Source organism: Pseudomonas paracarnis (assembly GCF_904063055.1).
Classification (GTDB): Bacteria; Pseudomonadota; Gammaproteobacteria; order Pseudomonadales; family Pseudomonadaceae; genus Aquipseudomonas; species Aquipseudomonas paracarnis.
On sequence record NZ_CAJFCN010000001.1, the window covers coordinates 86737 to 113308 of the forward strand.

Annotated in this window: 28 protein-coding genes and 1 riboswitch; of the genes, 13 read left to right on the plus strand and 15 right to left on the minus strand. The window is 61.1% G+C overall.

The features are described 5' to 3' along the window. Window positions 1–56: 56 nt before the first annotated feature. The gene (locus JMV15_RS00415) at window positions 57–290 is read right to left on the minus strand and encodes a hypothetical protein (protein ID WP_014716945.1); all 234 of its coding nucleotides are present in this window, start codon (window positions 288–290) and stop codon (window positions 57–59) included. 182 nt (window positions 291–472) lie between these two features. On the opposite strand from JMV15_RS00415, the gene JMV15_RS00420 reads away from it, so the two are divergent. Further along, on the plus strand, window positions 473–1057 hold the full coding sequence (locus JMV15_RS00420; RefSeq protein ID WP_014716946.1) for a YajG family lipoprotein: 585 nt from the start codon (window positions 473–475) through the stop codon (window positions 1055–1057). Window positions 1058–1117: 60 nt separating this feature from the next. Here JMV15_RS00420 and JMV15_RS00425 read toward each other — a convergent pair whose 3' ends face one another. Beyond that, window positions 1118–1327 (minus strand): hypothetical protein, encoded by a 210-nt coding sequence (locus JMV15_RS00425; RefSeq protein WP_014716947.1) that lies wholly within the window; start codon window positions 1325–1327, stop codon window positions 1118–1120. 182 nt (window positions 1328–1509) lie between these two features. Between JMV15_RS00425 and JMV15_RS00430 the strand changes: the two genes are divergently transcribed. After that, entirely contained in the window at window positions 1510–1767 is a 258-nt protein-coding gene (locus JMV15_RS00430) for a hypothetical protein (RefSeq protein ID WP_201491218.1), read from the plus strand. A gap of 180 nt (window positions 1768–1947) precedes the next feature. Here JMV15_RS00430 and JMV15_RS00435 read toward each other — a convergent pair whose 3' ends face one another. Continuing rightward, window positions 1948–3111 (minus strand): 1-acyl-sn-glycerol-3-phosphate acyltransferase, encoded by a 1164-nt coding sequence (locus JMV15_RS00435; protein ID WP_014716949.1) that lies wholly within the window; start codon window positions 3109–3111, stop codon window positions 1948–1950. A 132-nt stretch (window positions 3112–3243) separates the two neighbouring features. Between JMV15_RS00435 and JMV15_RS00440 the strand changes: the two genes are divergently transcribed. The 4 genes from JMV15_RS00440 to JMV15_RS00455 all read left to right on the plus strand — a co-directional run bounded on the left by JMV15_RS00440 (window position 3244) and on the right by JMV15_RS00455 (window position 5316). Further along, on the plus strand, window positions 3244–3426 hold the full coding sequence (locus tag JMV15_RS00440) for a CPXCG motif-containing cysteine-rich protein (RefSeq protein ID WP_014716950.1): 183 nt from the start codon (window positions 3244–3246) through the stop codon (window positions 3424–3426). Window positions 3427–3458: 32 nt separating this feature from the next. Then, window positions 3459–3719: a putative signal transducing protein gene (locus tag JMV15_RS00445; RefSeq protein ID WP_014716951.1), complete on the plus strand. Its 261-nt coding sequence runs from the start codon at window positions 3459–3461 to the stop codon at window positions 3717–3719. A gap of 37 nt (window positions 3720–3756) precedes the next feature. After that, entirely contained in the window at window positions 3757–4377 is a 621-nt protein-coding gene (locus JMV15_RS00450; RefSeq protein WP_014716952.1) for an SOS response-associated peptidase, read from the plus strand. A 120-nt stretch (window positions 4378–4497) separates the two neighbouring features. Continuing rightward, window positions 4498–5316 carry a M48 family metallopeptidase gene (locus JMV15_RS00455; RefSeq protein ID WP_014716953.1) on the plus strand — a complete coding sequence of 273 codons (819 nt, stop codon included), beginning with the start codon at window positions 4498–4500 and terminating at the stop codon, window positions 5314–5316. Window positions 5317–5547: 231 nt separating this feature from the next. Here the strand turns inward: JMV15_RS00455 and JMV15_RS00460 are convergent, their stop codons facing one another. From JMV15_RS00460 to JMV15_RS00470, 3 genes are all read right to left on the minus strand, one after another. Beyond that, a complete protein-coding gene (locus JMV15_RS00460) occupies window positions 5548–6132 on the minus strand; it encodes a TMEM165/GDT1 family protein (RefSeq protein ID WP_014716954.1) in 585 nt (194 codons plus the stop codon). 87 nt (window positions 6133–6219) lie between these two features. Then, a riboswitch (yybP-ykoY riboswitch) is annotated at window positions 6220–6341 on the minus strand. 50 nt (window positions 6342–6391) lie between these two features. Further along, entirely contained in the window at window positions 6392–7390 is a 999-nt protein-coding gene (locus JMV15_RS00465; protein WP_014716955.1) for a class I SAM-dependent methyltransferase, read from the minus strand. 30 nt (window positions 7391–7420) lie between these two features. After that, window positions 7421–8386, minus strand: a complete 966-nt coding sequence (locus JMV15_RS00470) for a 2-hydroxyacid dehydrogenase (RefSeq protein ID WP_200599257.1) — start codon at window positions 8384–8386, stop codon at window positions 7421–7423. A gap of 84 nt (window positions 8387–8470) precedes the next feature. On the opposite strand from JMV15_RS00470, the gene JMV15_RS00475 reads away from it, so the two are divergent. The 4 genes from JMV15_RS00475 (at window position 8471) to JMV15_RS00490 (ending at window position 14650) form a co-directional block, all read left to right on the plus strand. Continuing rightward, window positions 8471–9103 (plus strand): LysE family translocator, encoded by a 633-nt coding sequence (locus tag JMV15_RS00475; protein ID WP_014716957.1) that lies wholly within the window; start codon window positions 8471–8473, stop codon window positions 9101–9103. A gap of 265 nt (window positions 9104–9368) precedes the next feature. Continuing rightward, window positions 9369–11051: a fatty acid--CoA ligase gene (locus JMV15_RS00480; protein ID WP_014716958.1), complete on the plus strand. Its 1683-nt coding sequence runs from the start codon at window positions 9369–9371 to the stop codon at window positions 11049–11051. Between the two features lie 332 nt (window positions 11052–11383). After that, complete coding sequence (locus tag JMV15_RS00485; RefSeq protein ID WP_003188640.1) at window positions 11384–13243, plus strand: DUF1302 domain-containing protein; 1860 nt, start codon at window positions 11384–11386, stop codon at window positions 13241–13243. 42 nt (window positions 13244–13285) lie between these two features. After that, on the plus strand, window positions 13286–14650 hold the full coding sequence (locus tag JMV15_RS00490) for a DUF1329 domain-containing protein (protein ID WP_014716959.1): 1365 nt from the start codon (window positions 13286–13288) through the stop codon (window positions 14648–14650). Window positions 14651–14726: 76 nt separating this feature from the next. Here the strand turns inward: JMV15_RS00490 and JMV15_RS00495 are convergent, their stop codons facing one another. Beyond that, the gene (locus JMV15_RS00495; protein WP_153649474.1) at window positions 14727–14891 is read right to left on the minus strand and encodes a hypothetical protein; all 165 of its coding nucleotides are present in this window, start codon (window positions 14889–14891) and stop codon (window positions 14727–14729) included. 89 nt (window positions 14892–14980) lie between these two features. Here JMV15_RS00495 and JMV15_RS00500 point away from each other — a divergent pair, with 89 nt between their 5' ends. After that, window positions 14981–17710, plus strand: coding sequence for a LuxR C-terminal-related transcriptional regulator (locus tag JMV15_RS00500; protein ID WP_014716960.1), 2730 nt, complete (start codon window positions 14981–14983; stop codon window positions 17708–17710). Between the two features lie 9 nt (window positions 17711–17719). On the opposite strand, the gene JMV15_RS00505 is transcribed toward JMV15_RS00500, so the two are convergent. The 4 genes from JMV15_RS00505 to JMV15_RS00520 are packed head-to-tail and all read right to left on the minus strand — an operon-like array spanning window position 17720 to window position 21153. Beyond that, window positions 17720–18277, minus strand: a complete 558-nt coding sequence (locus tag JMV15_RS00505) for a PqiC family protein (protein WP_019816952.1) — start codon at window positions 18275–18277, stop codon at window positions 17720–17722. Between the two features lie 14 nt (window positions 18278–18291). Beyond that, window positions 18292–19941, minus strand: coding sequence for a PqiB family protein (locus JMV15_RS00510; RefSeq protein ID WP_014716962.1), 1650 nt, complete (start codon window positions 19939–19941; stop codon window positions 18292–18294). Then, on the minus strand, window positions 19922–20566 hold the full coding sequence (locus JMV15_RS00515; RefSeq protein WP_014716963.1) for a paraquat-inducible protein A: 645 nt from the start codon (window positions 20564–20566) through the stop codon (window positions 19922–19924). The genes JMV15_RS00510 and JMV15_RS00515 overlap by 20 nt, the downstream gene beginning before the upstream one ends. Continuing rightward, window positions 20563–21153 (minus strand): paraquat-inducible protein A, encoded by a 591-nt coding sequence (locus JMV15_RS00520; RefSeq protein ID WP_014716964.1) that lies wholly within the window; start codon window positions 21151–21153, stop codon window positions 20563–20565. Before JMV15_RS00520 ends, JMV15_RS00515 begins: the two co-directional genes overlap by 4 nt. Before the next feature lie 155 nt (window positions 21154–21308). Between JMV15_RS00520 and JMV15_RS00525 the strand changes: the two genes are divergently transcribed. Continuing rightward, window positions 21309–21953 (plus strand): MBL fold metallo-hydrolase, encoded by a 645-nt coding sequence (locus JMV15_RS00525; protein WP_014716965.1) that lies wholly within the window; start codon window positions 21309–21311, stop codon window positions 21951–21953. A 178-nt stretch (window positions 21954–22131) separates the two neighbouring features. Then, window positions 22132–22902 (plus strand): OmpA family lipoprotein, encoded by a 771-nt coding sequence (locus JMV15_RS00530; protein ID WP_019816951.1) that lies wholly within the window; start codon window positions 22132–22134, stop codon window positions 22900–22902. 218 nt (window positions 22903–23120) lie between these two features. On the opposite strand, the gene JMV15_RS00535 is transcribed toward JMV15_RS00530, so the two are convergent. From JMV15_RS00535 to JMV15_RS00550, 4 genes are all read right to left on the minus strand, one after another. Beyond that, window positions 23121–23702, minus strand: a complete 582-nt coding sequence (locus JMV15_RS00535) for a BON domain-containing protein (protein ID WP_003188655.1) — start codon at window positions 23700–23702, stop codon at window positions 23121–23123. Next, window positions 23699–24292: a phosphoheptose isomerase gene (locus tag JMV15_RS00540; RefSeq protein WP_007904374.1), complete on the minus strand. Its 594-nt coding sequence runs from the start codon at window positions 24290–24292 to the stop codon at window positions 23699–23701. The genes JMV15_RS00535 and JMV15_RS00540 overlap by 4 nt, the downstream gene beginning before the upstream one ends. 93 nt (window positions 24293–24385) lie before the next feature. Continuing rightward, a complete protein-coding gene (locus tag JMV15_RS00545; RefSeq protein ID WP_020301257.1) occupies window positions 24386–24757 on the minus strand; it encodes a YraN family protein in 372 nt (123 codons plus the stop codon). Continuing rightward, window positions 24757–26568 (minus strand): penicillin-binding protein activator, encoded by a 1812-nt coding sequence (locus JMV15_RS00550; RefSeq protein WP_201491219.1) that lies wholly within the window; start codon window positions 26566–26568, stop codon window positions 24757–24759. Before JMV15_RS00550 ends, JMV15_RS00545 begins: the two co-directional genes overlap by 1 nt. Window positions 26569–26572 lie beyond the last annotated feature (4 nt).

A 26572-nucleotide genomic window follows, 5' to 3' on the forward strand; every position in this document is an offset into this window, starting at 1 on the left:
GTAGCGAAGAACGCCAAGGAAATGGGCGTGTTTTATGACTTTTATTCGGGTCCCGGTCAGGAGGCCAACGCTTGCCGATGTTGTGCGCGAAAAACCTGCGGGCTGACCCGGGCGCTGGCCGGCAGTGGGCGGTGCATCCAGCCCAGGTGAGTCTCGGTCACTTCCACCCAGCCTTCACCGACGGGCGGCAGGCTGCACTGCTTGAATGCCTGGCAATGGCCTTTGGCATCGAGCAAGGCAAAGTGACGATGGCGGGTGTGTGACATGAACAGGGTCTTGAGAAGGCGCATGGCTGTGTACCTGGTGTGTTACATGCTTGAAGGTTGCCAGTGTGGCATGACACTGGGGTGACGAATTTATGCGAATTTGTAATTTGCACCGGGGCTTCAGCCGTCGTTCAGGATCGCTGGTGAGTGGCGCGCGTGCACCGTTATACTGGCGACCTGTCTGCACCTAGTCCTGGAGAAATGCGATGTTGCAACGCCTGTTGTTCGGTTTGATCACTGTGACCAGTTTGACCCTTGTCGGCTGCGCCAACAGCCCGCAACAACTCAGCCCGCAACCTAAAGTCACTGCGCCGTTGGCTGCGGTAGGCCATGGCCAGCCGGTCTCGGTGCGCGTGGTCGACGGTCGTCCGTCGCCGACCCTGGGCTCGCGTGGCGGCCTGTACCCGGAGACCGCACTGATTTCGGTGACCGGCCAGGATGTGCTGCCCAAGTTGCAGGCCCAGGCTGAAGCTGCTGTGCGTTTGTTGGGCTTTACGCCGACCAACTCGCCAGGCGTACCACAACTGACCGTGACCCTGGCCGAGCTTAAATACCAGTCGCCCAAAGACGGCCTGTATGTGACCGAGGCTTCCATCGGCGCCACCTTCAAGTCTGACGTCAGTGCCGGCACCCGCCGTTACAGTGGTCGCTACGCCGCCTCGCTCAACCAGCGTTTCGGCATGTCGCCCAACCAGGAAACCAACACCAAGCTGGTCAGCGACGTGCTCAGCGATGCCCTGACCCGCCTGTTCAAAGACCCAAGCATCGGTCAACTGCTCAGCGCGCAATAAGCCGCTCACAAAAAAACCGGGCTCATCGCTGAGCCCGGTTTTTTTATGCCTGTGGTTTTGTCATGCCGCCGTATCGACATAAAAGTCCAGCATGCTCACGCCGGTGAGCACATCCAGCTCCGGCAGATCGGCATGCTGGTGCCCGCCGAGGGCGCAATACACCAGCCAATGGCGGTCCTGAACGTTGAACGCGAGGCTGCCGATCAGCGCCTCCTGTTCATCGCTCTGGGCGATCAGATACAGCCGATCCTGGTTTTGCGCATGCAACATGACAAGCTCCTCAAGCGTCGAAGGGCAACAGAGTGGCTTGTTAAGGTGACGTTCAGGTGACGGCGTAAATTACTGGATACATTAGCCGTCCATGGGGAAGGAGCATTAAAGGCGCAGGAGGCGACTGTCGTTCAGGTGTGTATCTGGACTGATACCCGAACACTGGTTCACCGAGGTTTGCGATGGCGCTGCCCGCACTGCTCATTAATATTGTTGCCCTGTTGGTTGCCTGCTCGGGCGCCTGGGTGCTGTTCATCACCCGCCTGCATGCACAGCGTGCGATGGCCGACCTGGCCCTGCGCAGCGAAGAGCGCGCTATCGACCAGCCGATGCTGTTTCTGGATACACGCATCGAACGGGCGCATCGCCTGGCGTACCGCGTCGGTTTTGCTTGCCTTGGCCTGGCCCTGGCCATCTCCTGGCTCAGCACCCACTTCTAATTCCACTGCAAAACCAAATGTGGGAGCGGGCTTGCCCGCGAAGGCGGTGTATCAGCCGCTGAATCTTTAACTGACCCACCGCTATCGCAGGCAAGCCAGCTCCCACACTGGCCATGTACTGCCCACAGAATCAGCGCCTGCCCCATATCCCCTGTGGGCTCACATATTTGGGTTGGGTGTTTATAGAGGGATCCCAGCCTTGACTCGGTATTGGTTGCGTACCGGCGTCGCATACTGCACCACCAGATAAGGCCGGTGCTCCGCCGGGCACTCGTTCAAGCGCCGTTCCCATTCCGCCTTGGCCTTGGCCAGCTCATCGGCAGGGAATACGTCCGCCGCCTTGGGCACCTGCAATTGCGGGTCGGCGTCACTCCACTGCGCATATGCCAGGTAGTGCACCGGGAACAACCGATAGCCGCCCAGGATCTGCCGGTCCATTTCCACGGCCAGCAGCTTGGTGTCTTCGAAACGCTCGGTGATCGGCGGCGCAAAGTTCACGTGCACCCGGCCTTTATAGCCGGTAATGCCCAGGGCAATGCTCACATCATCCTCGCCCGGTGCCTTGCTGTAGGTACCGGTGGTGGCGCGGATATACAACTCGCGGGCTTTGGCGGCATCGCAAGGGTCGTACTCGTAGCTGATGGACACCGGCGTCAGGTTCAACGACTGGATGACCTCGGCAAATGGCTCGTCCTTGCGGCTGACGTGGAACATCTTGAGGATCGCCGATTCGGTACGGTCATCGCCATCCTTGGCCCGGCCTTCAGCCTGGGCAATCCAGATCGACTGGCAGTCGTTGCGGATCGAATGGTTGATGTAGGCCGACAGCAAGTTGTAAGCCGCCATCTTCTCCTTTCGCCCGGTGATCGAACGGTGCACGATGAAGCTCTTGTTCAAGCGCATCAGGTCGCTGACAAACGGCTTTTGCAGCAGGTTGTCGCCGATGGCGATGCGCGGCGTCGGCAGGCCGGCGTGGTACACGGCGTAGTTGACGAAGGCCGGATCCATCACGATGTCGCGGTGGTTGGCCAGGAACAGGTAGGCGGTGCCGGATTTCAGTTGCTCGACGCCGGTATAGGTCACGCCGTCGGTCGCCCGGTCAATGGTGTGGTCAACGTAGTACTCGACCTTGTCCTGCAGCGTGGCCACGGTGGTGACGCCAGCGAACTCACGGCGCAGTTTGCGCGCGATCATTGGCTTGAGCAGCCAGCCCAGGGCGCCTGCAAAGCGCGGGAAGCGGAAGTGGGTCAGGATGTCCAGAAAGGCCTTGTCACTGAACAGGCGCGCCAGCACTGCCGGGACTTCGCTGTCGTTGTAAGGTCGGATGGTATCGAATTCGCCCATCATGCTCTCTTGTTAGAAACGGCTAGGGTAAGTAAAAGGAAATGTCAGGGTGCGGTCCGAATAAGGGGCCGGCCAAGAATAGCCCTGTAAATAGACCGGCGATTATACGCACAAGTCACCTGGGAGACTGCGATGCTCGAAACTGCGCTGTACGATTGTCCTTATTGTGGCGAAGAGGTCGAGACAACGGTGGATTTGTCCGGTGGTGACCAGACCTATATAGAAGACTGCCAAGTGTGTTGCCGGCCGATCACATTCGACCTGCAAGTTCATGGTGAAGAGTGGATGCTTGAAACCCGTAGCGAAAATGAATAATGCGCAGCGGGAACGAATAAAAAGGTACGCCCATGCAGCGAGTCTACGAACCGGAAAACCTGATGGAGGGCGAGTTGCTGCAGCAGATGCTTGCCAGTGAAGGCATCGAGGCGCATCTGGTGGGGCGCCACCTGCTCGGCGGCACGGGCGAGTTGCCGATCTTCGGCTTGCTGGGGCTGGAGGTCGATAACGATCAGGCGGCTGTTGCCCGCGAGCTGATCACTGCCTATATCGGCGCGCAACCGTTGCCCGGCGACGAACCCGACAGCTTCCCCGACGTATTGGTCTGTTAGGCTGTCGGTCGGTTTACCCCAAGAGTCGTGTTGCCCCATGTGTGGACGTTATGCCCTGTTTCGCTGGAACCCTGCCTTTGCTGCCTTGCCCGGCTTCCCCGCGGATCAGCAGGCCCAGTGGAACATTTCCCCCAATGATTCGGTACTGATCCAGCGCCTGAGCGAAGGCCAGCTCACCCTGGCGCGTGCCCGTTGGGGCCTTACGCCGCCTTGGCTGACAGACCTGTCGCGTACCCCAGCCCATGCCCGCGCCGAAACCCTGGCCGAACAACCGATGTTCCGTGAAGCGTTCCGCCAGCGCCGCTGCCTGCTGCCGGCCAACGGTTTCTACGAATGGCGCGGCACCCAGCGCAAGCGCCCGTATTGGCTCACGCCGGGGGAGGGCTCCACGTTGTTCTTTGCCGCAGTGTGGGAAGCGTATCCGGTGCAGGAGCAGGTATGGCTGAGTACGGCGGTGGTTACCCAAGCGGCGCAAAGTCAGCGCCGGCCATTGATCCTGGACGCGGCAGCGCAGGCCGCCTGGCTCGACCCCGAGACACCGCTGCATGTATTGCAGAGCCTGCTGGCGGCTGAGCCTGCCGTGCTGCGCGAGCGGGTGCTGGCCAATATGGTCAACGATCCGAAGCTCAATGGGCCCGAGTGCCTGACCCCGGCGTGAGCTTTGCCAGTCCGGTCGCGTTCGGATGTATCTGAAATTCAGCGGTTAAACGTCTGGTGTATCTGGCGCAGATACCAATGACCGCCTACGATACGCGCCATGTTTTCAGGGAGCGTGTTCATGAAGAAGTCATTGGTGGTAAGCGGTTTGGTTGCAGCGATGCTGCTGGCGGGTTGTCAGTCGGTCAATACCACCAGCGGCGGCGCCGTTGGGGTGGAGCGCAAGCAGTACATGTTCAGCATGCTGTCGAGCCAGGAAGTCGACCAGATGTATGCCCAGTCTTATCAGCAGACCCTGGGTGAAGCCAGCAGCAAAGGGGTGTTGGACAAGACCAGCGCCAACGCCAAGCGCGTGCAGGCCATTGCCAAGCGCCTGATCGCCCAGGCTCCGACTTTCCGCGCGGATGCGGCCCAGTGGAACTGGGATGTGAACCTGATCAAAAGCGATGAGATGAACGCCAACTGCGGGCCTGGCGGCAAGATCCTGGTGTACAGCGGCTTGATCGACAACCTCAAGCTCACCGATGACGAACTGGCCGCCGTGATGGGCCATGAAATCGCCCACGCCTTGCGTGAGCACGGCCGAGAAGCCATGTCCAAGGCTTACGGTATCCAGATGGCCAAGCAGGGCGCCGGGGCAATATTCGGTCTCGGCCAGGACAGCCTGGCACTGGCCGATACCGTGGCCAACTACGGCATGACCTTGCCCAACAGCCGCAGCAATGAAAACGAAGCCGACCTGATCGGCCTGGAACTGGCCGCCCGCGCTGGTTACAACCCGAACGCGGCCATCACCTTGTGGAACAAGATGGCCAAGGCTTCGGAAGGCGCACCGCCGGAATTCATGAGCACGCACCCGGCTTCCGACAGCCGCATCGCGTCCTTGCAGGCGGCGATTCCGAAGGTAATGCCGCTCTACCAGCAGGCCAAGAAGTCCTGATCGACGCCCTGTGGCAGCGAGTTCGCTCGCGAATGCGGTGTTGCAGTGACTCATTCAGTGACTGATACCTCGCCTTCGCGGGCAAGCCCGCTCCCACAGGGTCCTATGCCAGGCGCTGATTCTGGACCACTGTGGGAGCTGGCTTGCCTGCGATAACGCCCGTTCAGCAACAGATTCAGTGACTGATACGCCGCTATCGCGGGCAAGCCCGCTCCTCCCGCCCTGATCGGTTTACAGCCAGCCGCTGCTCTGCATGGCCTTGTACACCGCAATAATCGCCAGCACGAAGAACGCCGTAGCCGCCAAGCGACGAATCAAGGTCAGCGGCAGCTTCTCCGCGGCAAAATTCCCCGCCAGCACCACCGGAACGTTGGCAATCAACATGCCCAGGGTGGTACCGATAATCACCAGCCAAAGTTCCGGGTATTGCGCCGCCAGCATCACCGTGGCGATCTGGGTCTTGTCACCGATTTCGGCGAGGAAGAATGCAATCAAGGTGGTCAGGAAGGGCCCGAACTTACGGGTGGTACTGGCTTCGTCATCATCGAGTTTGTCCGGCACCAGAGTCCACAGCGCCGTGGCGCAGAAGCTCGCGGCGAGGATCCAGTGCAGCACCGCATCCGAGAAGAAACTCCCGAACCAGGCGCCCACGGCACCGGCCGCCGCATGGTTGGCCAGGGTCGCGGCGACGATACCGGCGATGATCGGCCAGGGCTTGCGAAAGCGCGCAGCAAGGATGAGTGCGAGCAGTTGCGTCTTGTCGCCGATTTCGGCCAAGGCAACGATTGCGGTAGGAACGAGTAGTGAATCCAGCATCAGGTAGTTTCCAGGGGCGGGTCGACACGGCTATGACACGTACAGCCTTCCCGCCCCGGGTAAGGTGTGCGTGTCATAGGTCTTGTCAAACCCCGGTCCGTCTGTGCGGACTCCTGGGTCGCATACGCCATGGTCTGCTGACCAAGTATGTTGACGTATGCCGGACGAGCATGGCGCTCGTGGGAGACTACTCCCCTAGGACGCTGCGGATTCTGCCTAGGCAAAACCCATTCGGCAAGCGTTCTTTTTCAAACCTCCGTCAGGGACGCTTGGCGCGGTAAATGCGAAAACCATTGCCTTCGGCCTTGATTGCGCAGATGCCCAAATGCTCTTCGATCAGTGGCTGGTACTTCAGGAAACTATTGGCGACCAAGCGAAGTTCGCCACCTTTTGCCAGGTGTTTCGCCGCTTTTCGCAGCAGATTCTCCGTGGCGAAATAATCGGTGTGCACGCCGACATGGAACGGCGGATTGCTCAAAATCGCGTTCAAACCCATGGGCGCGGCGTCGATGCCGTCACCGGTCAACACATCAGCTTCCAGGCCGTTCGCTGCCAGCGTCAGGCGACTGCTGGCGGCGGCGAAGGCATCCACATCCAGCATCGTCACGGTGTTATGCGGGTAGCGGCGTTTGACCGCAGCCCCCAACACCCCGGCGCCGCAACCGAAATCGAGCAGGTTGCCGCTGGGCAGCTTGTCCAAGTGCTCCAGCAACAACTCGGTGCCGCGGTCCAGGCGACCATGGCTGAACACCCCTGGCAAGCTCACCACCTTCAGCGGGCCTTCGGCCAGCGGTACGTCGAAGACCTGTGCCAGGCTCTCAAGCTCCACGGCGTGCGGCGCGTTGGCGACGGTGACCTGCCACAGCTGGCAATGCCGTGCACTATCGAGCTTGCGCGGTTTGCCGAACGGAACCATCTGTTTGGCGGCGCTTTCGATACCCCCCTTTTTCTCGCCCACCAGAAACAGCTCAGCGCCAGGCAGGCGCGCGGCCACGGCGTTGAGCAGGTAGTCGGTGAGGTCTTTGGACTTGGGCAGGAAAATCACCGCCGCATCAAAGGCGCGCTCGGGCACCGTCACGCCAAACTGGCTGCGTTCGGCGAAGCGCGCATCGAGCGCCGCCTGGTCACCGGCATGCCAGCACCAGCCGTGGGCATTGGGCAGGCGCCCAAGCAAATCGTCGGCAGGCAAACCTACGAGCAGCAGGTTGCCTTGAAAAAGTTCGGCCTGGCGAAGCAGTACTTCACTGCGCGGATCCATAGTCTGCTCCTTGAAAAGGGGCGCAGTTTATCAACTGACGACGCGCAGCGGGGTGCCGTTGAAAAAGCCCTGGGCGTTTTCCGTGAGCTGGCCGACGATGCGCTGCCGCGCTTCGCGACTGCCCCAGGCGTTGTGGGGCGTGACGATCAAGCGTGGAATGTTTCCCGCCAGCAGCGGATTACCAGTGACTGGCGGCTCGACACTCAACACGTCAGTCGCCGCGCCGCCAAGATGACCACTGCGCAGCGCGTCGGCCAGGGCCTGTTCATTGATCAAGCCACCGCGTGCGGTGTTGACGATAAACGCGCCGGGCTTGAGCAGCGCCAGTTCACGAGCGCCGATAAAGTCGCGGGTGTGTTCATTGAGTGGGCAATGCAGGGTCAGCGCATCGACCTGGGGCAGCAATTCGTCCAGCGGCACACGGTCGGCGCGGGCAGGGCGCCCAGGTATCGCGCCGAGCACCACGCGCATGCCGAACGCTTCAGCCAGGCGTGCCACGGCACTGCCCAATTCACCGTGGCCGAGCAGGCCGAGGGTTTTGCCTTCCAGTTCGACGATCGGATGGTCCAGCAGGCAAAACTGTTTGGCCTGCTGCCATTTGCCAGCGGCCACATCCTGTTGATAGTCCTTCAAGCGCGTGGCGAGGTTGAGCAGCAGCATGATCGTATGTTGTGCCACCGACGGCGTGCCATAGCCCTGGCAGTTGCTCACGGTGATGCCGTGGGCGCGGGCCGCTTCAAGGTCGATATTGTTGGTGCCAGTGGCCGACACCAGGATCAGTTTGAGCTCGGGGCAGGCGGCCAGGGTTTGCGCCGTGAGCGGGATTTTATTGCTGATGGCGACTTGGGCGCCCTGCAAGCGCTCCAGCACATTTTCTGGCGTGGTCTGTTCAAACAACTGAAGCTGGCTGAAGCAGTCATGCAAACCGCTGAGGTCGAGGTCGCCCAAGTCCAGGGAAGGGTGGTCGAGGAAGACGGCGCGGCGATTGTTCATGATCAACTGTACCTTTTGCGACGAGGTTCGAAGGCGTAATCTGCCGAGCCTATCAGATGAAATAATCAGTTACTTAATGGAGTGAGCATGTACGTCGCCGAGTTTTTGACCGTAGCCTTGATTCACTTGTTGGCAGTGGCGAGCCCCGGCCCGGATTTCGCCGTGGTGGTGCGTGAAAGCGTGACCCACGGCCGCCGTGCCGGAACCTGGACGGCCTTGGGTGTCGGTTCGGCGATTTTCCTGCATGTGGGTTACTCGTTGCTGGGTATCGGCTTGATCGTGTCCCAGTCTATTGTGCTGTTCAATGCGTTGAAGTGGGCCGCAGCCGCGTACCTGCTGTACATCGGCTTCAAGGCCCTGCGCGCTCAGCCGGCCAAGCCTGCAGCCGAGGGCGAGTTGCACCGTGAAGCGGGCGAGCGCACCCCACGCGGCGCGTTTACCGCAGGCTTTGTGACCAATGGCTTGAACCCCAAGGCCACGCTGTTCTTCCTGTCGCTGTTCACCGTGGTGATCAACCCCCACACGCCGCTGGCGGTACAGGCTGGTTACGGTGTGTACCTGGCGGTGGCCACGGCCCTGTGGTTTTGCCTGGTGGCCATGTTGTTCAGCCAGCAGCGCGTGCGCGCCGGGTTTGCAAAGATGGGTCATTGGTTTGATCGGACCATGGGCGCGGTGTTGATTGCCATCGGGGTGAAGCTGGCCTTTACCAGCATGAAATAATCACTTTTCTCAAGTCAGCACAGTCCAAATGTGGGAGCGGGCTTGCTCGCGAATGCGGTGGTTCAGTCAAAGATATACTGGCTGACACTCCGCATTCGCGAGCAAGCCCGCTCCCACATTGGGTCTCATTAGGTCCTCGGTAATGGCGTAACGCTAGCATTTGCTGGTCCCTGCAAATCATTCCTTTGGCTGATTTGGCTGAAACATAAGCGCTCTACAGTGCAGGTCTTCAAGCCAAGACCGTGCAGTTATTAAAGGGATTCTTATGTTGCAGACCCGTGTTATCCCGCCCGCCGAAGGTGCGTACCAGTACCCGCTGTTGATCAAGCGCCTGTTGATGTCCGGGACTCGCTACGAGAAGACCCGGGAAATTATCTACCGCGACAAGCTGCGCTACAGCTACCCGACGCTGATCGAGCGCGTTGCGCGCCTGGCCAATGTGCTGACCGAAGCCGGGGTCAAGGCTGGTGATACTGTGGCGGTGATGGACTGGGACAGCCACCGTTACCTAGAGTGTATGTTCGCCATCCCGATGATCGGCGCGGTGATTCACACCATCAACGTGCGCCTGTCGCCAGAACAGATTCTGTACACCATGAACCACGCCGAAGACCGCTTTGTGCTGGTCAACAGTGAGTTCGTGGGGCTCTACCAGGCCATTGCCGGGCAGCTCACCACCGTCGACAAGACCTTGTTGATTACCGATGGTGACACCCTCACCGCCGAGCTACCCAACCTGGTGGGTGAGTATGAAACCCTGCTGGCCGCGGCCAGCCCCATCTATGACTTCGAGGATTTCGACGAAAACTCGGTCGCCACCACCTTCTACACCACCGGCACCACCGGTAACCCCAAGGGCGTGTACTTCACCCACCGGCAACTGGTGCTGCACACCATTGGCGTGGCGACCATCATGGGCAGCGTCGACAGTGTGCGCCTGCTGGGCACCAACGATGTGTATATGCCGATCACGCCGATGTTCCACGTACACGCCTGGGGCTTGCCGTATGTGGCGACCATGCTCGGGCTCAAACAGGTGTACCCCGGCCGCTACGACCCCGAATACCTGGTGGAACTGTGGCGCAAGGAGAAGGTGACGTTCTCCCACTGTGTGCCGACCATTCTGCAAATGGTGCTCAACGCCAAGGCTGCGCAGAACGTGGATTTCGGCGGCTGGAAAATCGTCATCGGCGGCAGCGCCCTCAACCGTTCGCTGTATGAAGCTGCCAAGGCTCGTGGCATTCAGCTGACCGCTGCGTATGGCATGTCCGAGACCGGGCCGCTGGTGTCCTGCGCTCACCTCAATGATGAGCTGATGGCCGGCAGCGAAGATGAGCGCACCACCTACCGCATCAAGGCCGGTGTGCCGGGCCCGTTGGTCGAGGCGGCAATCATGGACACCGACGGTCGTTTCCTACCCGCCGATGGCGAAACCCAGGGCGAACTGGTGCTGCGCGCGCCGTGGCTGACCGAGGGTTACTACAACGAGCCGCACAAGGGCGCCGAGCTATGGGCCGGTGGCTGGCTGCACACCGGTGATGTGGCCACGCTGGATGCCTTCGGTGTGATTGATATCCGCGACCGCATCAAGGATGTGATCAAGACCGGCGGCGAATGGATCTCTTCCCTGGCACTCGAAGATCTGGTCAGCCGCCACCCGGCGGTACGGGAAGTGGCGGTGGTGGGCATTGCCGACCCGCAATGGGGCGAGCGGCCCTTCGCCTTGTTGGTGGTGCGTGAAGGGCATGTGATCGATGCGCGAGAGCTCAAGGAACACCTCAAGCCTTTTGTCGAGCTGGGCCATTTGAGCAAGTGGGCGATCCCGAGCCAGATCGCCGTTGTTACTGAAATTCCCAAGACCAGTGTCGGCAAACTCGACAAGAAACGTATCCGTGTCGACATCATCGAATGGCAGGCCAACAACAGCACGTTCCTGTCCACGCTCTAAACCCTCTCGCCGCGCCCGTTCGGGCGCGGCAATGCTCTATATCAAGCCTTTACTTGTGATTTGCCGAATTTCAGCCATCCTTCCCGCGTCGACCTTCGTCGGCGTGGCGAAAGGGTTGTGGCAGACAGGTTGGTGATGCAAATCACACTTTAGAGGGATCAAGCACTACCCCCCTCTGGCTATAGTCCCTTTCAGAGTTTTTCGCGGATGTTGCGCTTCGAGCCATGGAGGCTCGGTGGCGATGCGGCATTGGAATCGTTGTATCCCGGCCGTTACATCTGAAGAAAGGGCTCACTGCCATAACAATAAAATATGCACATGGAGTAGCGTCGATGACCTCAGTAAACCAGTTCTGGCGCCGGGCAAGACTGCCCCTGGCCGTCAGCCTCGCTTCTACGCTCGCCGGGCCGGCATTCGGCGTCAGTTTCAACATTGGTGAAATCGAAGGGAGCTTTGACTCGTCGCTTTCCGTGGGGGCGAGCTGGTCCACGGCCAAACCCAATCGTGACCTGATCGGTGCCAACAACGGCGGCAAGGGCCTGTCCCAGACCTCCGATGACGGGCACTTGAACTTCAAGCGCGGCGAAACGTTCTCGAAGATCTTCAAGGGCATCCACGACCTGGAACTGAAGTACGGCGACACCGGTGTGTTTGTGCGGGGCAAGTACTGGTACGACTTTGAACTCAAGGACGAAAGCCGTCCGTTCAAGGACATCAGCGACAACAACCGCAAGGAAGGCGCCAAGTCTTCGGGCGGGCAGATTCTCGATGCGTTCGTCTACCACAACTACTCGATTGCCGATGCGCCGGGTTCCGTGCGTTTTGGTAAGCAGGTGGTGAGCTGGGGGGAAAGTACCTTCATCGGCGGCGGCATCAACTCCATCAACCCGATCGACGTGTCGGCGTTTCGCCGTCCGGGGGCCGAGATCAAGGAAGGCTTGATCCCGGTGAACATGTTCTACGTGTCCCAGTCGCTCACCGACAACCTGTCGGCCGAGGCGTTTTACCAGCTGGAGTGGGACCAGACCGTGACCGATAACTGCGGCACGTTCTTCTCGCAGCCGGACGTGATCTCCGATGGTTGCAGCAATAACCTGCGGGTACTGAACAAGCGTTCGACCATTCCTGCCGCCGCCCTGCCGACCCTGGGTGCCTTGGGGGTGGACGTGAACAGCGAAGGCGTGCTGGTGCGCCGTGGGCCGGACCGTGATGCCCGCGACAGCGGCCAGTTTGGCGTGGCCATGCGCTACAACTTCGAACCGCTGGATACCGAATTCGGCGCCTACTTCATGAACTACCACAGCCGTGCGCCGATCTTCAGCGCGCAGGGCGCGCCATCGGCGGCCTACACGCGTCCGCTGGGGCCACTGGGGGCCTTGCGACCGTTGATCGTGGCGGGCAGCTCGAACTACTTCGTCGAGTACCCGGAAGATATTCGCCTCTACGGCCTGAGCTTCTCCACCACCTTGCCTACCGGCACCGCCTGGAGCGGTGAGTTGAGCTACCGTCCGAATGCGCCGGTGCAGTTGAGCACCACTGACATTCTGTTCGCCGGTGTCACGCCGATCCCCGGCTTTGGCAATGCGTCCGTGCTCAAGGGCACGCCGGGCCAGGACCTGCACGGCTACAACCGCAAGGAGGTCACCCAGTTCCAGACCACCTTCACGCACTTCTTCGACCAGGTCATGGGCGCCAGCCGCCTCACCACCGTCGGTGAAATCGGCGTGACCCACGTGGGTGGCCTGGAAAGCAAATCCCAGGCTCGTTACGGCCGCGACCCGGTGTTCGGCCCAGGCACGCTGCCAGGTGGGTTCTGCAACGCCCTCAACAACTCCACCGCCAACGGCGCCGGCTTGCCCAACGCTGCTGGCCTGAACACCAACTGCAACAACGACGGCTATACCACCGCAACGTCCTGGGGCTACCGCGCCCGTGCCATCTGGGAATACCCGGACGTGTTCGCGGGCGTGAACCTCAAACCCAACGTGGCCTGGTCCCATGACGTCAAAGGTTACTCGCCAGGCCCTGGCGGCAACTTTGAAGAAGGTCGCAAGGCGGTCAGCCTGGGCCTGGATGCCGAATACCAGAACACCTATACCGCGAGCCTGGCGTACACCAACTTCTTTGGTGGCAAGTTCAGCACTGTGGATGACCGCGACTTTGTCGCCTTGAGCTTCGGCGCCAACTTCTAAGCACACTCTTTTCAAGTGGCATGTATTCAGGAAGACCAGAGCATGAAAATAACAAAAAGTCTGTTGCACGTGGGTGTGCTTGGGCTGTCGATCCTGGCGAGTAACGTCATGGCGGCAGTCTCGGCAGATGAAGCCGCCAAGCTCGGCACGACCCTGACCCCGATGGGCGCCGAGATGGCCGGTAACGCGGCCGGCACCATTCCAAAATGGTCGCCATTGCCGACCAATGCCGGTGCGGTCGACGCCCGTGGTTTCCTCGCCAACCCGTATGCCAGCGAGCAACCGCAGTTCACCATCACCGCGCAGAACGTCGAGCAGTACAAAGACAAGCTGGCCCCCGGGCAATACGCGATGTTCAAGCGTTACCCGGACAGCTTCAAGATGCCGGTGTACCCGACCCATCGCGGCGCCACCGTGCCGGCCGAGGTGTTTGCCTCGATCAAGAAAAACGCCACCACCACCAACCTGGTGTCCGGCGGCAACGGTCTGGAAAACTTTGAAACCGCCGTCCCGTTCCCGATTCCCAAGAGCGGCGTTGAAGTGATCTGGAACCACATCACCCGTTATCGCGGTGGCAGCGTGACCCGCCTGGTTACCCAGGCCACCCCGCAAACCAACGGTTCCTACAGCCTGGTGTACTTCCGCGACCAGTTCGTGTTCCGCGACAAGATGAAGGACTTCGATCCGAAAAACCCAGGCAACGTGCTGTTCTACTTCAAGCAGCAAGTGACTGCGCCAGCGCGCCTGGCCGGTGGTGTGCTGCTGGTGCACGAAACCCTGGACCAGGTCAAAGAACCGCGTTCGGCCTGGGTCTACAACGCCGGGCAGCGCCGTGTGCGTCGGGCGCCGCAAGTGTCCTATGACGGGCCGGGTACTGCCGCCGATGGCCTGCGCACCTCCGACAACCTCGACATGTACAACGGTGCGCCGGACCGCTACGACTGGAAGCTGGAAGGCAAGAAAGAAATCTACATTGCCTCCAACAGCTACAAGATCGACGATCCCAAGCTCAAGTACGCCGATATCATCAAGGCTGGCCACATCAACCAGGACCTGGCTCGCTACGAGCTGCGCCGTGTCTGGCACGTGGTCGCCACCTTGAAGGAAGGCCAGCGCCACATCTACGCCAAGCGTGACTTCTACATCGACGAAGACACCTGGCAGGCAGCGGTGATCGACCACTACGACGGTCGTGGCCAACTGTGGCGCGTCGCCGAGGCCCATGGCGAGAACTACTACGACAAGCAAGTGCCGTGGTACGCCCTGGAAACCCTCTACGACCTGCAGTCCGGCCGCTACCTGGCCCTGGGCATGAAGAACGAAGAGAAGCAGGCCTATGACTTCGGCTTCACCGCCAGCACCAGCGACTTCACCCCAGCGGCCCTGCGCCAGGACGGTGTTCGCTAACCTCTGCTGATGCTCTCTGAATGATCGCTCCCACGCTCTGCGTGGGAGTGCTTCCTGTGACGCTCTGCGTCACGCCTCAAAAGTCGACGCGCAGCGTCGAAGTCTGCATTCCCACGCAGAGCGTGGGAACGATCATTCCTGGATGGGCGCGTTTTTTTTTGTGCTTCGCGAGCAAGCTCGCTCCTGCTTCTTGCTTGGCGGCTGGAAGGGATATTTCTTGTCGCAGTTCTTTTTCAGCCATTTGTTGCAAAGATCTACAATCCCGCCGCTTTTACCGCTAGTCTGCGGACATCTGCAATGCCGACAACAGCCTTCTACAAGAGCCCGGCGATGACTGATCTGTCCCGAACCCATGGGCCTGCCAGTGTGGTGATGCCGCCGCTGGAAGGCCGCTTCTACCGGCCCCCGTTGCCTGACGGCTACGTGCTGCGCCCGCGCCTGTGCGAACGGCTGAATGCGGGCCTTGATGGGCGACTGTTGCTGGTCAGCGCGCCCGCGGGGTTCGGCAAGAGTTCGTTGGCGGTGGAGTTCTGCCAGGGCTTGCCAGCCCAGTGGCAAAGCCTGTGGTTGGGCCTGAGCCCTCGTGACAGTGACCCCGGCCGTTTCCTGGAGCGGCTGCTCGACGGCTTGCAACAGTATTTTCCGCAACTCGGCGCCCAATCCCTGGGGTTGCTGAAAATGCGCCAGCGTCACCAACCCTTTGCCTTCGAAGAATGGCTCGATGGCCTGCTCGACGAACTGGCCGTGCACCTGTCTGCACGTTCGCCGTTATTGCTGGTGCTGGATGACTATCACCTGGCCCAGGGCCCGGTGCTGGATCGCTGCCTGCAGTTTTTTCTCAATCATTTGCCTGATGGCCTGGTGGTGCTGGTCACCAGCCGGCAGCGTCCGGACTGGCACCTGGCACGCCTGCGTCTGTCGCGACACCTGTTGGAACTGCATGAGCAAGACCTGCGCCTGACCCATGACGAATCCCTGGCGGTGCTGGATGGACACGGCAATGCATTGCGCGGTGAGGCGTTGGAAAACCTGATCCGTCGTAGCGAGGGCTGGGTCGCCGGCCTGCGCTTCTGGTTGTTGGCGGCCTCCGAAGCCGGCAGTGAGGGCGCCTTGCCGCAAAGCCTGCACGGTGGCGAAGGGCTGATTCGCGATTACCTGCTCGAAGAAGTCATCGACTGCCTGCCCGCAGAAGTGCAAGCGTTCCTGTATGACACCGCACCTCAGGAGCGTTTTTGCAGCGAATTATGCGACGCCGTCCGCGAGGCCCATGACAGCGCAGAAATCCTGCGCTATTTGCAGGCTCATCAAGTGTTCCTGGTGCCGTTGGATGAGCAAGGGCACTGGTACCGTTATCACCATTTGTTCTCCGATCTGCTGCGTACCCGCCGCGAGAAAAGCGCCACCTTGCCGCCGGCCAGCCTGCACTTGCGCGCCTGTCGCTGGTTTAACACCCAGGGCTTGATCGACGAGGCGGTGGAGCAGGCGCTGCGGGCCGGGCATCTGGATGTGGCGGCGAATCTGGTGCAGAACCTGTCCGAAGAGCAACTGCTGGCAGAGCAGAACATCGGCATGCTGCTGCGCTGGAAGATGGACTTGCCCGACAGCCTGCTGATCAGCACGCCGCGTTTGATCGTGCTGTACAGCTGGGCGCTGGGGCTCGCATGCCAATTGGATGCAGCGCAGGAGCTGTCCAGCTACCTCAGCCGCTTCCTGCCGGCGCCATCGGCCACCGCGCAAAAATCCATGTTGGCCCAATGGTTGGCGCTGAGCGGGATTATTGCCCGTGGGCGCGGAGACCGTGAGCTGACCCAGCGCTATTGCAACGAAGCGTTGGAAAGCTTGCCGCCAAAGCGTTACGGCCAGCGCCTGATGTGCCTCTCGACCCTGTCCAACCTGGCGATCGTCGATGCCGACCTGTGGCGCGCTCGTGGTCTGAACCGCGAATCGTTGGAGCTGGCGCAGCGCGTCGGTAACCCCTTGTTTGAAGCCTTGGCCCATTACGACCGGGCGCGGGTGCTGCAGGCGCGGGGGGAGATCCTGCGTTCCCTGGATGAAGCCCGCCAGGGCCTCGAGCGCCTGCATGGGCTGGCGCCCCAGCGCCTGTATGCCGTGCGCGCACGCCTGTCGCTGTACGAGGGGTACCTGCTGCTGGTGCGTTACCAGCCCGAAGCCGGCCTGGCGCGTTTGCGCGCCGGCCTGGCCGAGGCCCGTGCTTGCCGCGATATCAGCGTGCTGATCGGGCACTGCGTCATCGCCAGCTTCGAAGGGCGGCGTGGGGAGTTTGCCCATGCTTTTGCCGAACTGGCCGAGGCCGAACGCTTGATGCACATCTGGGATGTGCCGCCGATCTATTACCTGGCGATGATCACCCTGATCAAATGCGAGTTGTGGCTGGCCCAGGGGCGCACTGACCTGGCCGACGCCTGGCTGGCCCGCCTGGGGCAGACCTACAACGGCGAGCACGCCGCGGCCGCCCCCGAGTTTCATCCGCACCTGCCGCAACATATCGAGCTGCAACAAGCCGCGCTCGATGCCACGCGCCATCAGCCCGACAGTGCGCTGCAACGCCTGGAAGCGCTGGCCCAGCAGGCTCATGACAGTGGGCGCCAGATGATTGCCCTGATGGCGCTGGTCCAGCAGGTGCAGTTACTTCTGGATAATGGCCAGGAAGCCAAGGCCAGGCCGGTGTTCGCCCGTGCCCTGGAAGCCGGTTCGGGTGGTGCGTTGCAGCCGTTTCAACGGTTGTTGGAGGGTTACCCGCAGTGGATGCGCGAGCAGTTGGGCAAGGATTCCCATGGGCTGCTCAATCAGAGCTTGCTGGCGTTGCTGCCCCAAGTCAGCGCAGTTGAAGCCGCACCTCAACAGGAAACCCTCAGCACCCGAGAGCTGGCGGTGCTGCAACTGATTGCCCAAGGCTGTTCAAACCAGGAAATCAGCAACCAGTTGTTCATCTCTCTGCACACGGTGAAGACCCACGCCAGCCACATCAACAGCAAGCTCGGCGTGGAGCGTCGTACCCAGGCAGTAGCGCGGGCCAAGGCCATGGGCTTGTTGGCCTGAGCCCTGGGTTTATGGCGTGGTCGGGCAGCCTTTGAGTGAGGTGTCGACGGTCTGATTGATCAGCGCCGCGAAACGCTTGAGGTTGTTCTGATGCGCCACCACCAACTCGTCGATGCTCGGCCCGGCAGGTGATTGCAAGGTGGTGCGGCAGGTCAAGGCCGGGCGATCGCCATTGACTTGCCTCAGGCGCCAGCGCACATCGAGCAATGCGTACTGCCCCGGTACCGAGTCAAACCGCTGCACGTCTACGCGTAAAGCCACGGCTTGCCGGGCATTGCTGTTGGCCAATTGATCGACCAAGGCGCTCCTCAGTTCATCGGCGAGGGTGGCGGCCCACCACTGGGTTTCAAGAATCGCCAGGCCGCTGTCGCCCTGGCGGATCACTATCTGCGCGCGGTCGACCTGAGGCGGCACGCTGATGCTCTCAATGCGCACACCGCCGGCCTCTGCTCGCGTACTCGGGCTCAAGTGCGCCGGGGTCAGGGTATGAAAAGCGATGGGTTCACTGCGACAGGCACCGAGCAGCAGCAGGGCGCTCAGTAACGTGATCTTCAACGGCAATGTCATGGCGGCTCCAATGGTCATTTGCGGGGTGGCCCTTGCAGGTCCGTCGGTGCGGCGTTATCGGGGCGGCCGCGAATCAGCGACTCCGGATGCCGGCCCAGATAATCCGAAAGCTCGCGCAGGGAACGCGACATGCGCCCCAACTCGTCGAGGGTCTGGGTCAGTTGTTCACGCTGCGGCGAGTCTTCGGCCAGGGTTGAACTGGCCGATTGCAGGGTCTTGCTCACGTCGGCCAAGGTCGTTTGCACACCCGGCAGCGTCTTGGCGTTGAATTGCGCCAGGCCCTTGCGCAGTTCGACCAGGCTGGCGTCGAGGTTGCCGGCAATACGCTCGACAGGCAGTTGGCTGATCTTGTTGACGATGCCTTCGAACTTCTCTTGCAGCTGTTCCAGGTTGCCCGGGATGGTGGGGATGCCCACGGGGCGCTGGTTCGGGTCGAACGCGACTTTTTCCGCCTTGGGGTAGAAGTCCAGGGCGATGTAGAGCTGGCCGGTCAGCAAGTTACCGCTGCGAGCCTGGGCGCGCAGGCCGTTTTCGATGAAGGTCCCGATCAGGCGTACGCCGGCTGCCTCATCGTCAGGGTTATTGTTCATGGCCTTGAGCAGCTTGGTGTGGGCCTCGCCGAGCAGTTGCGGGTAGATCACGATGCCGACATTGACCGGGAAGGTGCGTTTCTTCGCATCGAAATCCAGGTTGATCGATACAACCCTGCCGAACTCGACGCCGAGGAACTCCACCGGTGCGTCGACTTTCAGCCCGCGCAGGGCCTGATCGAAGCGCAGGACCATGTATTGCCCCTTGCCGTTGGGCGGGGCGAGGGCGCTTTGCTGGTCTTCGAACAATTCAAAGCTGCGACTTTCTTCGGCCGGTTTGTCATTGGGGTTGTAGGGCGGCGCCTGGAAGGCGATCCCGCCCATCAACATGGACGACAAGGATTCGGTTTTCAGCGCAAAGCCATTGGCGCCGACGCTCAAGTCGACGCCGCTGGCATTCCAGAACCGCGTGTTCTCGGTGATGTACACATCATTGGGCGCATGCACGAAGATTTCGACATTCACGCCCTTGCCCTCGTTGTCCAGCTCATAGGCCACCACCTGGCCCACCGGGATCTTGCGGTAATAGACGGGGGAGCCGATGTCCAGGGAACCCAGGGCCTGGGTGTGCAGGGTGAAGCGCTTGCCCGGCTCGCCGTAGGTGATGGGCGGCGGGTTTTCCAAGCCGGTGAAGTGCTTGGCGCGGGTCTCGGATTGACCGATGTCCGCGCCGATATAGTCGCCGGACAACAACGTGTCGATGCCCGACACGCCGCCTGCGCCAATGCGCGGGCGCACCACCCAGAATTTCGAATCTTCGCGGGTGAAGCTTTCGGCCTGTTTGACCAGCTCGACGGTGGCATTGACGCTTTTCTGGTCATCACTCAGAGCTACGGCGGTTACTTGGCCGATCACCACGTTGCGGTATTTGACCTCGGTTTTGTTGGCAACCAGCCCGCTGCCGGTCTTGAAGTTGAGGACGATGGTCGGCCCTTGTTGCATGACGCTGTGAATCACCAGCGAGATCCCCACCAGTACGGCGACAATCGGCACGATCCAGACCAGCGAGACACTGAAACGACGCGTCTTGATCACGGGTTGCCCCGCAGGGGTGTCAGCCTTGGATGAGCTCATCCGAGGTCTCCTCGTTATGTGGGTTTTCCCAGATTAGCCGGGGATCAAAGCTCATGGCCGCGAGCATCGTAAACACGACCACCAGGCCAAAAAACAGAATGCCCAGGCGCGGTTCTATCGTGCCCAGGGCTTGAAACTTCACCAGTGCGGCCACCAGGGCGACCACGATGACATCGAGCATCGACCAATAGCCGATCAGTTCGATAAACCGAAACAGCTTCGAACGCTCCTTGCGCGCCCACTGGCTATTGCGCTGCACAGTGACCAGCAGCAGCCCCAGCGACAGGAACTTGATGCCCGGCACGGCAATGCTGGCGATGAAAATGATCAGCGCAATGTCCCAGGCGCCATGTTGCCAGAACTCCAGCACGCCGCTCATGATGGTGCTGTCTGCGCCCGAGCCGAGCATGGTGGTGTTCATCACTGGCAATAAATTGGCCGGGACATAAAAGGCGAGGGCGGTGAGCATGTAGGCCCAGGTTCGGGTCAGGGACTGCACCTTGCGCCGATGCAGCGCGGCGCCACAGCGGTCGCACTCGGTGGGCTCAAGGCGCATGTCGCAGGGCTGGCCGCAGGTGTGGCACAGGCAAAGGTTCAGCTCGCGGGCGGTGGGCGGTGAATTCATACGGTGTCCCACAGGTCGCGCACATCGCGCCCGGCAATGCGGATCAGCAACAGGCTCAGAGCGGCCAAGGCGAACAGGCCGGTGCCTGGGATCACATCCAGCATGCCGGCCAGCTTGAACACCGCGACCATCGCGCCCAATAGGCACACCTCCAGCATGCTCCAGGGCCGGAGTGCTTCGAGCCAGCGCATGCACAGCTTGAACGCCGGCGAGCGCCTGCCGGCCAAGGCGAAACTCAGCACCCAGATCAGCAATAGCAGCTGAAACACCGGCGCGATAATGATGGAAATCGCCGCTACCAAGGCAATGAACGTGATCGGCCCCAGGCTCAGTGCAACCACTGAGTCCCAGAGGGTGGCGCTGTTTTTCAAGCCCTGCAGGCTGATGCTCATCACCGGATAAAAGTTGGCGAAGGTCCACAGCACTGCGGCAGTCACCGTCAGGGCGAGGCGTTGCTGCACCGACAAGCCGTTATAGCGCTGCAGTACGCCCGAGCAACGTACGCATAGGGCTTTTTGATGTTTGGCGAGCGTGACTTTCTCGTACACGCAGTCGCAGTGCTCGCAGATGATCTGTTGATTCGCCATGGGTGTTGCTCCAAATGCGACTGACTGCAGCGGGGGATTTCAATGGCGCGTGTGTAGCTTAGCAGCGGATAGACCGCGCAATCGACTCCTTCCAGAGCAGGGGCAAGCTACACCATACTGCACTTGGAACGCGCCAGAGAGCTTGCAGGACACCCATGACTATTGAAAAACAACCGTTGATTCGCGAAACCTTTCCCGTCGGCCCGTTGCAGTGCAACTGCACCATCATTGGTGACCCGGTCACAAAAAAAGCCATCGTCGTCGACCCCGGCGGCAATCACGAGTTGATTCTGGCGCGCCTTGATGCGCTGGGCCTGAAGGTGGTGAGCATTATCCACACCCATGCTCACCTTGATCATTTCCTGGCTTCCGGCCAATTGAAGGAAAAGACCGGTGCTACGTTGCACCTGCATAAGGATGATCAATTTCTGTGGGACAACCTGGAAATGCAATGCCAGATGTTTCGCGTGCCCTACGTCCCGGTGCCGTCTCCGGATCGCTGGCTGGAGCATGACGAAGAACTGGCCTGCGGCTGCGGCGTGGCCTTGCACACCCCAGGGCATACACCGGGCTCGATGAGTTTCTGGTTTGCCGACGCCAAGCTGTTGATCGCCGGCGATACCTTGTTTCGTCGCGGGGTAGGGCGTACGGATTTATGGGGCGGCGACCAGGCGACGATTGTGCGGTCGATCAAGCAGCGCCTGTATACGCTGGACGAAGGCGCGACGGTGGTCACTGGGCATGGGCCGGATACGTTGCTGGGCGATGAGATGCGGGAGAATCCTTTCGTGCGTGCGTGATGGGTTGTCGGCTCTGATACAAGCCGGTACAGACACACAGGCACAGGCCCGAGCCAAAGACAGCTATGCTTTACGCACCCCTGCACGGAATTTTTGCCGTTTGTCGCGTTCCAAACTCGGCACAGGTCCATTGCCAATGTCCTCTGCATCACAGAATGCAAAAGTAGGAGCTTCCTTCATGTTCACTCCGCGTCGTCTGCTTGTTGTCGCTACCGCCGTAGCCCTGTTGTCTGGCTGCGCTTCACCTAACCCTTATGACGGCAGCCAGGGACAGGCCAGCAATGGTTCCGAAAGCGGCATGAGCAAAACCGCCAAGTACGGCGGCCTCGGTGCGCTGGCTGGCGCATTGGCCGGTGCAGCCATCGACCATAACAACCGTGGCAAGGGCGCGCTGATTGGCGCAGTCGTTGCGGGTGCCGGTGCGGCGGGCTACGGCTACTACGCCGACCAGCAGGAGAAAAAACTGCGCGAAAGCATGGCCAATACCGGGGTTGAGGTGCAGCGCCAGGGCGACCAGATCAAGCTGATCATGCCGGGTAACATTACCTTCGCCACCAACTCGGACGCGATCTCCAGCAGCTTCTATCAGCCGCTGAACAACCTGGCCAACTCCCTCAAGCAGTTCAACCAGAACACCATCCAGATCGTTGGCTACACCGACAGCACCGGTAGCCGTCAACTGAACATGGACCTGTCCCAGCGCCGTGCGCAGAGCGTGGCCAACTACCTGACCTCCCAAGGTGTCAACGGTGCCAACCTGAGCGCACGCGGGGCCGGCCCGGATAACCCGATTGCCAGCAACGCCGACGTGAATGGCCGTGCCCAGAACCGTCGTGTCGAGGTCAACCTCGGCCCGATCCCTGGCCAGCAATACGGCCAGCCTGGCCAGCAGCAGGCGCCACAGCAGAACAACCAGTTCCAGGGCAACCCGTACCAGCAATACCAGTAAACCCCTGGGCACTAAAAAGGGCGCCGTGCAGTCAATGCACGGCGCCCTTTTTAGTGGCTGCGTGTTTTGATCGTTCCCACGCTCTGCGGGGGAATGCCCGCTCGGACGCTCCGCGTCCTACTCTTGGCGCAAAAGCTGAAGCGTGTGCGGTGACGCGGAGCGTCACGGGATGCGTTCCCACGCAGAGCGTGGGAACGATCAGGCACCTTCGATCTACATCAGTCGATGTATTCGAATACCTTCACGATCTTCTGCACGCCCGACACGCCCTGTACCAGGTTGGCGGCGCGGGTGGCTTCTGCCTGGGTCAGCAGGCCCATCATGTAGACGATGCCGTTATCGGTGACGATCTTGATCCGCGAGCCTGGCACTGCACTGTCGGTCAGCATCTGGGCCTTGATTTTGGTGGTCAGCAGCGCATCGTTGCTGATGGCCAGCAGAGTGATCGGGTCCATGACCTGCAGTTCGTTGTGGACCTTCTTGACGCGTTGCACGCCGGCGGCGGCTTGCTCGGCCTGGGCCTTGAGGTCGGCGCGCGGGGTTTGGCCTGCCAGCAGGACCACACCGTTGAAGCTGGTCACCACGATGCGCGAGGCCCCGTTGCCCAAGTCGGTAGCCGCCTTGGCGACGTTGACCTTGACCTTGGTTTCGATCAGCGAATCATCGATGGTGCTGCCGAAGGTACGTGTGCCACGGTCGTCCTGGATAGGGGTGTCCCGTGTAGCGGTGATAGCCGAGCTGCAGCCGCTGATGGCGACGCACAGCGTGATGGCCAAAAGACTGAGGCGATTAACGGTCATTCTTCACTCCCGAACAGTTGGCTGTCGATCAGATCGCACAGGCAGTGGATCGCCAGCAGATGAACTTCTTGGATGCGTGCAGTGACATTGGCCGGGACGCGAATCTCCACGTCCTCCGGCAGCAGCAGCGAAGCCATGCCGCCGCCGTCGCGACCGGTCAAGGCTACGACAATCATTTCGCGATCATGTGCGGCCTGGATCGCTTGAATAATATTGGCCGAGTTGCCGCTGGTGGAAATCGCCAGCAATACATCGCCCGGCTGGCCGAGGGCGCGGATCTGCTTGGAGAAGATTTCGTTGTAGCTGTAGTCGTTGGCAATCGAAGTGATCGTCGATGAGTCGGTGGTCAAGGCAATAGCCGGCAGGCTCGGGCGCTCACGTTCGAAACGGTTGAGCAGCTCGGAGGAAAAATGCTGGGCATCGCCAGCCGAACCGCCATTGCCGCACGAAAGCATTTTGCCTTCGTTGAGCAAGGCGTTGACCATCACCTGGCTGGCTTGCTCGATGTGCGGTGCAAGTACGTCCATCGCCTGTTGCTTGGTGTCGATGCTGGCCTGGAAAAGCTGGCGAATTCGGGATTGCATGTCCATCTGTGTGACCTTAAGTAGCGCGGCTGTTTGGCACAGGTAATGTGCAGCCCGCAAAGCAAAGAGCAAAAATGAGTGGTGAAGGTGCCCGGCGAATCAGCTGTCAAAGGCATTTTTGAGCCAGGTCAGATCAGCTGTGCCTGACGGGGTGCTTTCCATGGCAACCACATCGAAACGGCAGGGGCAGTCAGCCCAGCGATGCTCTTTTTGCAGAAAAAACTGCGCAGCGAGTATCAGCTTTTGACGCTTGCGCCCGTCGATACTGGCGAGCGCGCCACCCCATTGTGCGTGTTTTCTGTAGCGGACTTCGACGAATACTACTGTATCGCCGTCAAGCATGACCAGATCAAGCTCGCCGCGTTTACATAACCAGTTCTGCGCCAGAAGGCGCAGACCCTGTCGTTGCAGGTAGTTGAGTGCATGCAGTTCGGCATCCTTGCCGCTGTGTGCGCTGGACCGCTCGGGCATCAGCGTGGGGTATCGGGCAGGCGCTGAATGTCGCCGCCGACGAACTTCGCCCACGGCATCTGGCGATCAACGCGCTGGTTGGCGCTGATGCCCAGGTTGCCCGAGAGGCCGTCGACACGGGTGTCCGGCAGTGCCTTGAGCTGGCCCAGGCGTGGCGCCAGGCGGTAGGCATCGACGCCCATCGCGTAGAGGCGGCCCAGGCTGCCATTGGCTTGCGGCCATTGCGCGGCGACCTGGTTGCGCAGTGGGTCGGTGGTATTAAGCAGCCAAGGGGTTTCGCAGAACATCACGTTGGTCATGTCCAGGTACTGGTTACGATCACCGCTGGCGCTGTACACGTGGGAGGTTGCGTATACCGGCACATCCCCGGCGTACTGGAAGTTCAGGGTCGGCTTGATCTGCTGGGCCAGTTGCGGCGTGACGGCCAGGAAGATGAACTCGATGTCCTGGCGACGCGAAGGCTGGGCGGCGACGTCGGTACCGACTGTGCTTTGCAGGCTCTTGGCGCGGCCTTCGCTCTTGCGCAGTTGGAACAGATCGGCGATCTGCTGGGCCAGGGCCACAGGTTGGTCGACATATTCAACGCCCATGACGGTGCCGCCATTGGCTTCCCAGTCCTGGCGGAACGCCTTGTAGACACGCTCACCCCATTCGCCACGGGGCACCATGGCGGCGGCGCGATGCAGGCCATCGGCACGGGCACGGCGCGACACTTCGCGGGCTTCGTCTTCAGCGGCCAGGCCGAATTGGAACAACTGCGCCGGGCCCTGATCGGTCTCGCTGTAGTTCAGGGCCAGGGTGGTGATCGGTAACTGCGGGCGCGCGCTGAGTTGCTTGACCAGCGGTTTTTCCAGCGGGCCGACCACCAGTTGCACACCGGCGGCCTGGGCCTTGGCATAGAACTCGTCGAGGGAGGCCAGGCGCGAGCTGTCATAGAACTCAATGACCGGCGGCTTCTGCCCGGCTTGCTCAGCCTGGTAGTGCGCCGCCATGAAGCCTTCGCGCAGCGCTTTGCCTACAGCAGCCAGCGGACCTTCCTGCGGCAGCAGCAGGGCAATCTTGTTCAGGGGCTGGCTGGCCAGTTCCTTGAGCTTGGTCAGCGGTGCTGGCAGTTGCACTGCCGCCGGGTGCCCTGGGTTCTGAGCGCGCCAGGTGTCGATGGCGGCTTGTTGTTGCTCCAGCGTACCGGCGCCCTTGACCGCCTGGGCCAGAGTGATCCAGCCATCGAGCGTCGGGTTGCCGGTAGCTTGCAGCTGTTCGGCTGGCAGCGCGGCAATCAATACCCAGATAGCCTCGTGGTTGCTGCTGGCAGCTTCAGCCGTCAGCAGGGGCGCCATGGCCACCCGCTCGCGAGCGGCGGCGAGGGTCTGGCCGTCGGCTTCATAGGCGCGTGCATGTACGGTACTGGTGCGGATCTGCTGGTCGGTCGGCAGTTCCTTCAGGTTTTGCAGGCTAGGGTGGTTCAGCGCTGCCAAGGCCGCCTTGGGCTGGTTGCGCCCCATGGCCAGTTCTGCGGCCAGGGTGCTGGCAAATACTTGCGCGGCTGGCTTCAGGGCATCCAGGGGCACTTGCGCAAGGATCTGCGAGGAGCGGCCGGGATTGTTCTGCTGGTAGGCCAGGTCCGCCGCGCTCAGGCGCAGCAACGCGGCTTTTTCTGGCGTCTTGGCGTTCGTCGCCTGTTCGAGCAGTTGCTCGATACTGGCATCGGGCGTGCGTGGCAGTTCGCCAAGACTGGAGGAGGGCGAACTGGCGCAAGCGGCCAGCAAGGCAGCGAGGCAGAGGGCGGAGAGCAGCCGCAGGCAAGCGATCATGTAA

Coding starts and splice junctions, on each gene's coding strand:
- JMV15_RS00435 (WP_014716949.1), bottom strand. CDS start 3,111: ATGGGCGAATTCGATACCATCCGACCTTACAACGACAGCGAAGTCCCG.
- JMV15_RS00530 (WP_019816951.1), top strand. CDS start 22,132: ATGTTCACTCCGCGTCGTCTGCTTGTTGTCGCTACCGCCGTAGCCCTG.
- JMV15_RS00455 (WP_014716953.1), top strand. CDS start 4,498: ATGAAGAAGTCATTGGTGGTAAGCGGTTTGGTTGCAGCGATGCTGCTG.
- JMV15_RS00490 (WP_014716959.1), top strand. CDS start 13,286: ATGAAAATAACAAAAAGTCTGTTGCACGTGGGTGTGCTTGGGCTGTCG.
- JMV15_RS00440 (WP_014716950.1), top strand. CDS start 3,244: ATGCTCGAAACTGCGCTGTACGATTGTCCTTATTGTGGCGAAGAGGTC.
- JMV15_RS00520 (WP_014716964.1), bottom strand. CDS start 21,153: ATGGCGAATCAACAGATCATCTGCGAGCACTGCGACTGCGTGTACGAG.
- JMV15_RS00480 (WP_014716958.1), top strand. CDS start 9,369: ATGTTGCAGACCCGTGTTATCCCGCCCGCCGAAGGTGCGTACCAGTAC.
- JMV15_RS00535 (WP_003188655.1), bottom strand. CDS start 23,702: ATGACCGTTAATCGCCTCAGTCTTTTGGCCATCACGCTGTGCGTCGCC.
- JMV15_RS00545 (WP_020301257.1), bottom strand. CDS start 24,757: ATGCCCGAGCGGTCCAGCGCACACAGCGGCAAGGATGCCGAACTGCAT.
- JMV15_RS00445 (WP_014716951.1), top strand. CDS start 3,459: ATGCAGCGAGTCTACGAACCGGAAAACCTGATGGAGGGCGAGTTGCTG.
- JMV15_RS00465 (WP_014716955.1), bottom strand. CDS start 7,390: ATGGATCCGCGCAGTGAAGTACTGCTTCGCCAGGCCGAACTTTTTCAA.
- JMV15_RS00415 (WP_014716945.1), bottom strand. CDS start 290: ATGCGCCTTCTCAAGACCCTGTTCATGTCACACACCCGCCATCGTCAC.
- JMV15_RS00525 (WP_014716965.1), top strand. CDS start 21,309: ATGACTATTGAAAAACAACCGTTGATTCGCGAAACCTTTCCCGTCGGC.
- JMV15_RS00460 (WP_014716954.1), bottom strand. CDS start 6,132: ATGCTGGATTCACTACTCGTTCCTACCGCAATCGTTGCCTTGGCCGAA.
- JMV15_RS00505 (WP_019816952.1), bottom strand. CDS start 18,277: ATGACATTGCCGTTGAAGATCACGTTACTGAGCGCCCTGCTGCTGCTC.
- JMV15_RS00515 (WP_014716963.1), bottom strand. CDS start 20,566: ATGAATTCACCGCCCACCGCCCGCGAGCTGAACCTTTGCCTGTGCCAC.
- JMV15_RS00430 (WP_201491218.1), top strand. CDS start 1,510: ATGGCGCTGCCCGCACTGCTCATTAATATTGTTGCCCTGTTGGTTGCC.
- JMV15_RS00485 (WP_003188640.1), top strand. CDS start 11,384: ATGACCTCAGTAAACCAGTTCTGGCGCCGGGCAAGACTGCCCCTGGCC.
- JMV15_RS00475 (WP_014716957.1), top strand. CDS start 8,471: ATGTACGTCGCCGAGTTTTTGACCGTAGCCTTGATTCACTTGTTGGCA.
- JMV15_RS00420 (WP_014716946.1), top strand. CDS start 473: ATGTTGCAACGCCTGTTGTTCGGTTTGATCACTGTGACCAGTTTGACC.
- JMV15_RS00510 (WP_014716962.1), bottom strand. CDS start 19,941: ATGAGCTCATCCAAGGCTGACACCCCTGCGGGGCAACCCGTGATCAAG.
- JMV15_RS00540 (WP_007904374.1), bottom strand. CDS start 24,292: ATGGACATGCAATCCCGAATTCGCCAGCTTTTCCAGGCCAGCATCGAC.
- JMV15_RS00495 (WP_153649474.1), bottom strand. CDS start 14,891: ATGGCTGAAAAAGAACTGCGACAAGAAATATCCCTTCCAGCCGCCAAG.
- JMV15_RS00450 (WP_014716952.1), top strand. CDS start 3,757: ATGTGTGGACGTTATGCCCTGTTTCGCTGGAACCCTGCCTTTGCTGCC.
- JMV15_RS00500 (WP_014716960.1), top strand. CDS start 14,981: ATGACTGATCTGTCCCGAACCCATGGGCCTGCCAGTGTGGTGATGCCG.
- JMV15_RS00550 (WP_201491219.1), bottom strand. CDS start 26,568: ATGATCGCTTGCCTGCGGCTGCTCTCCGCCCTCTGCCTCGCTGCCTTG.
- JMV15_RS00425 (WP_014716947.1), bottom strand. CDS start 1,327: ATGTTGCATGCGCAAAACCAGGATCGGCTGTATCTGATCGCCCAGAGC.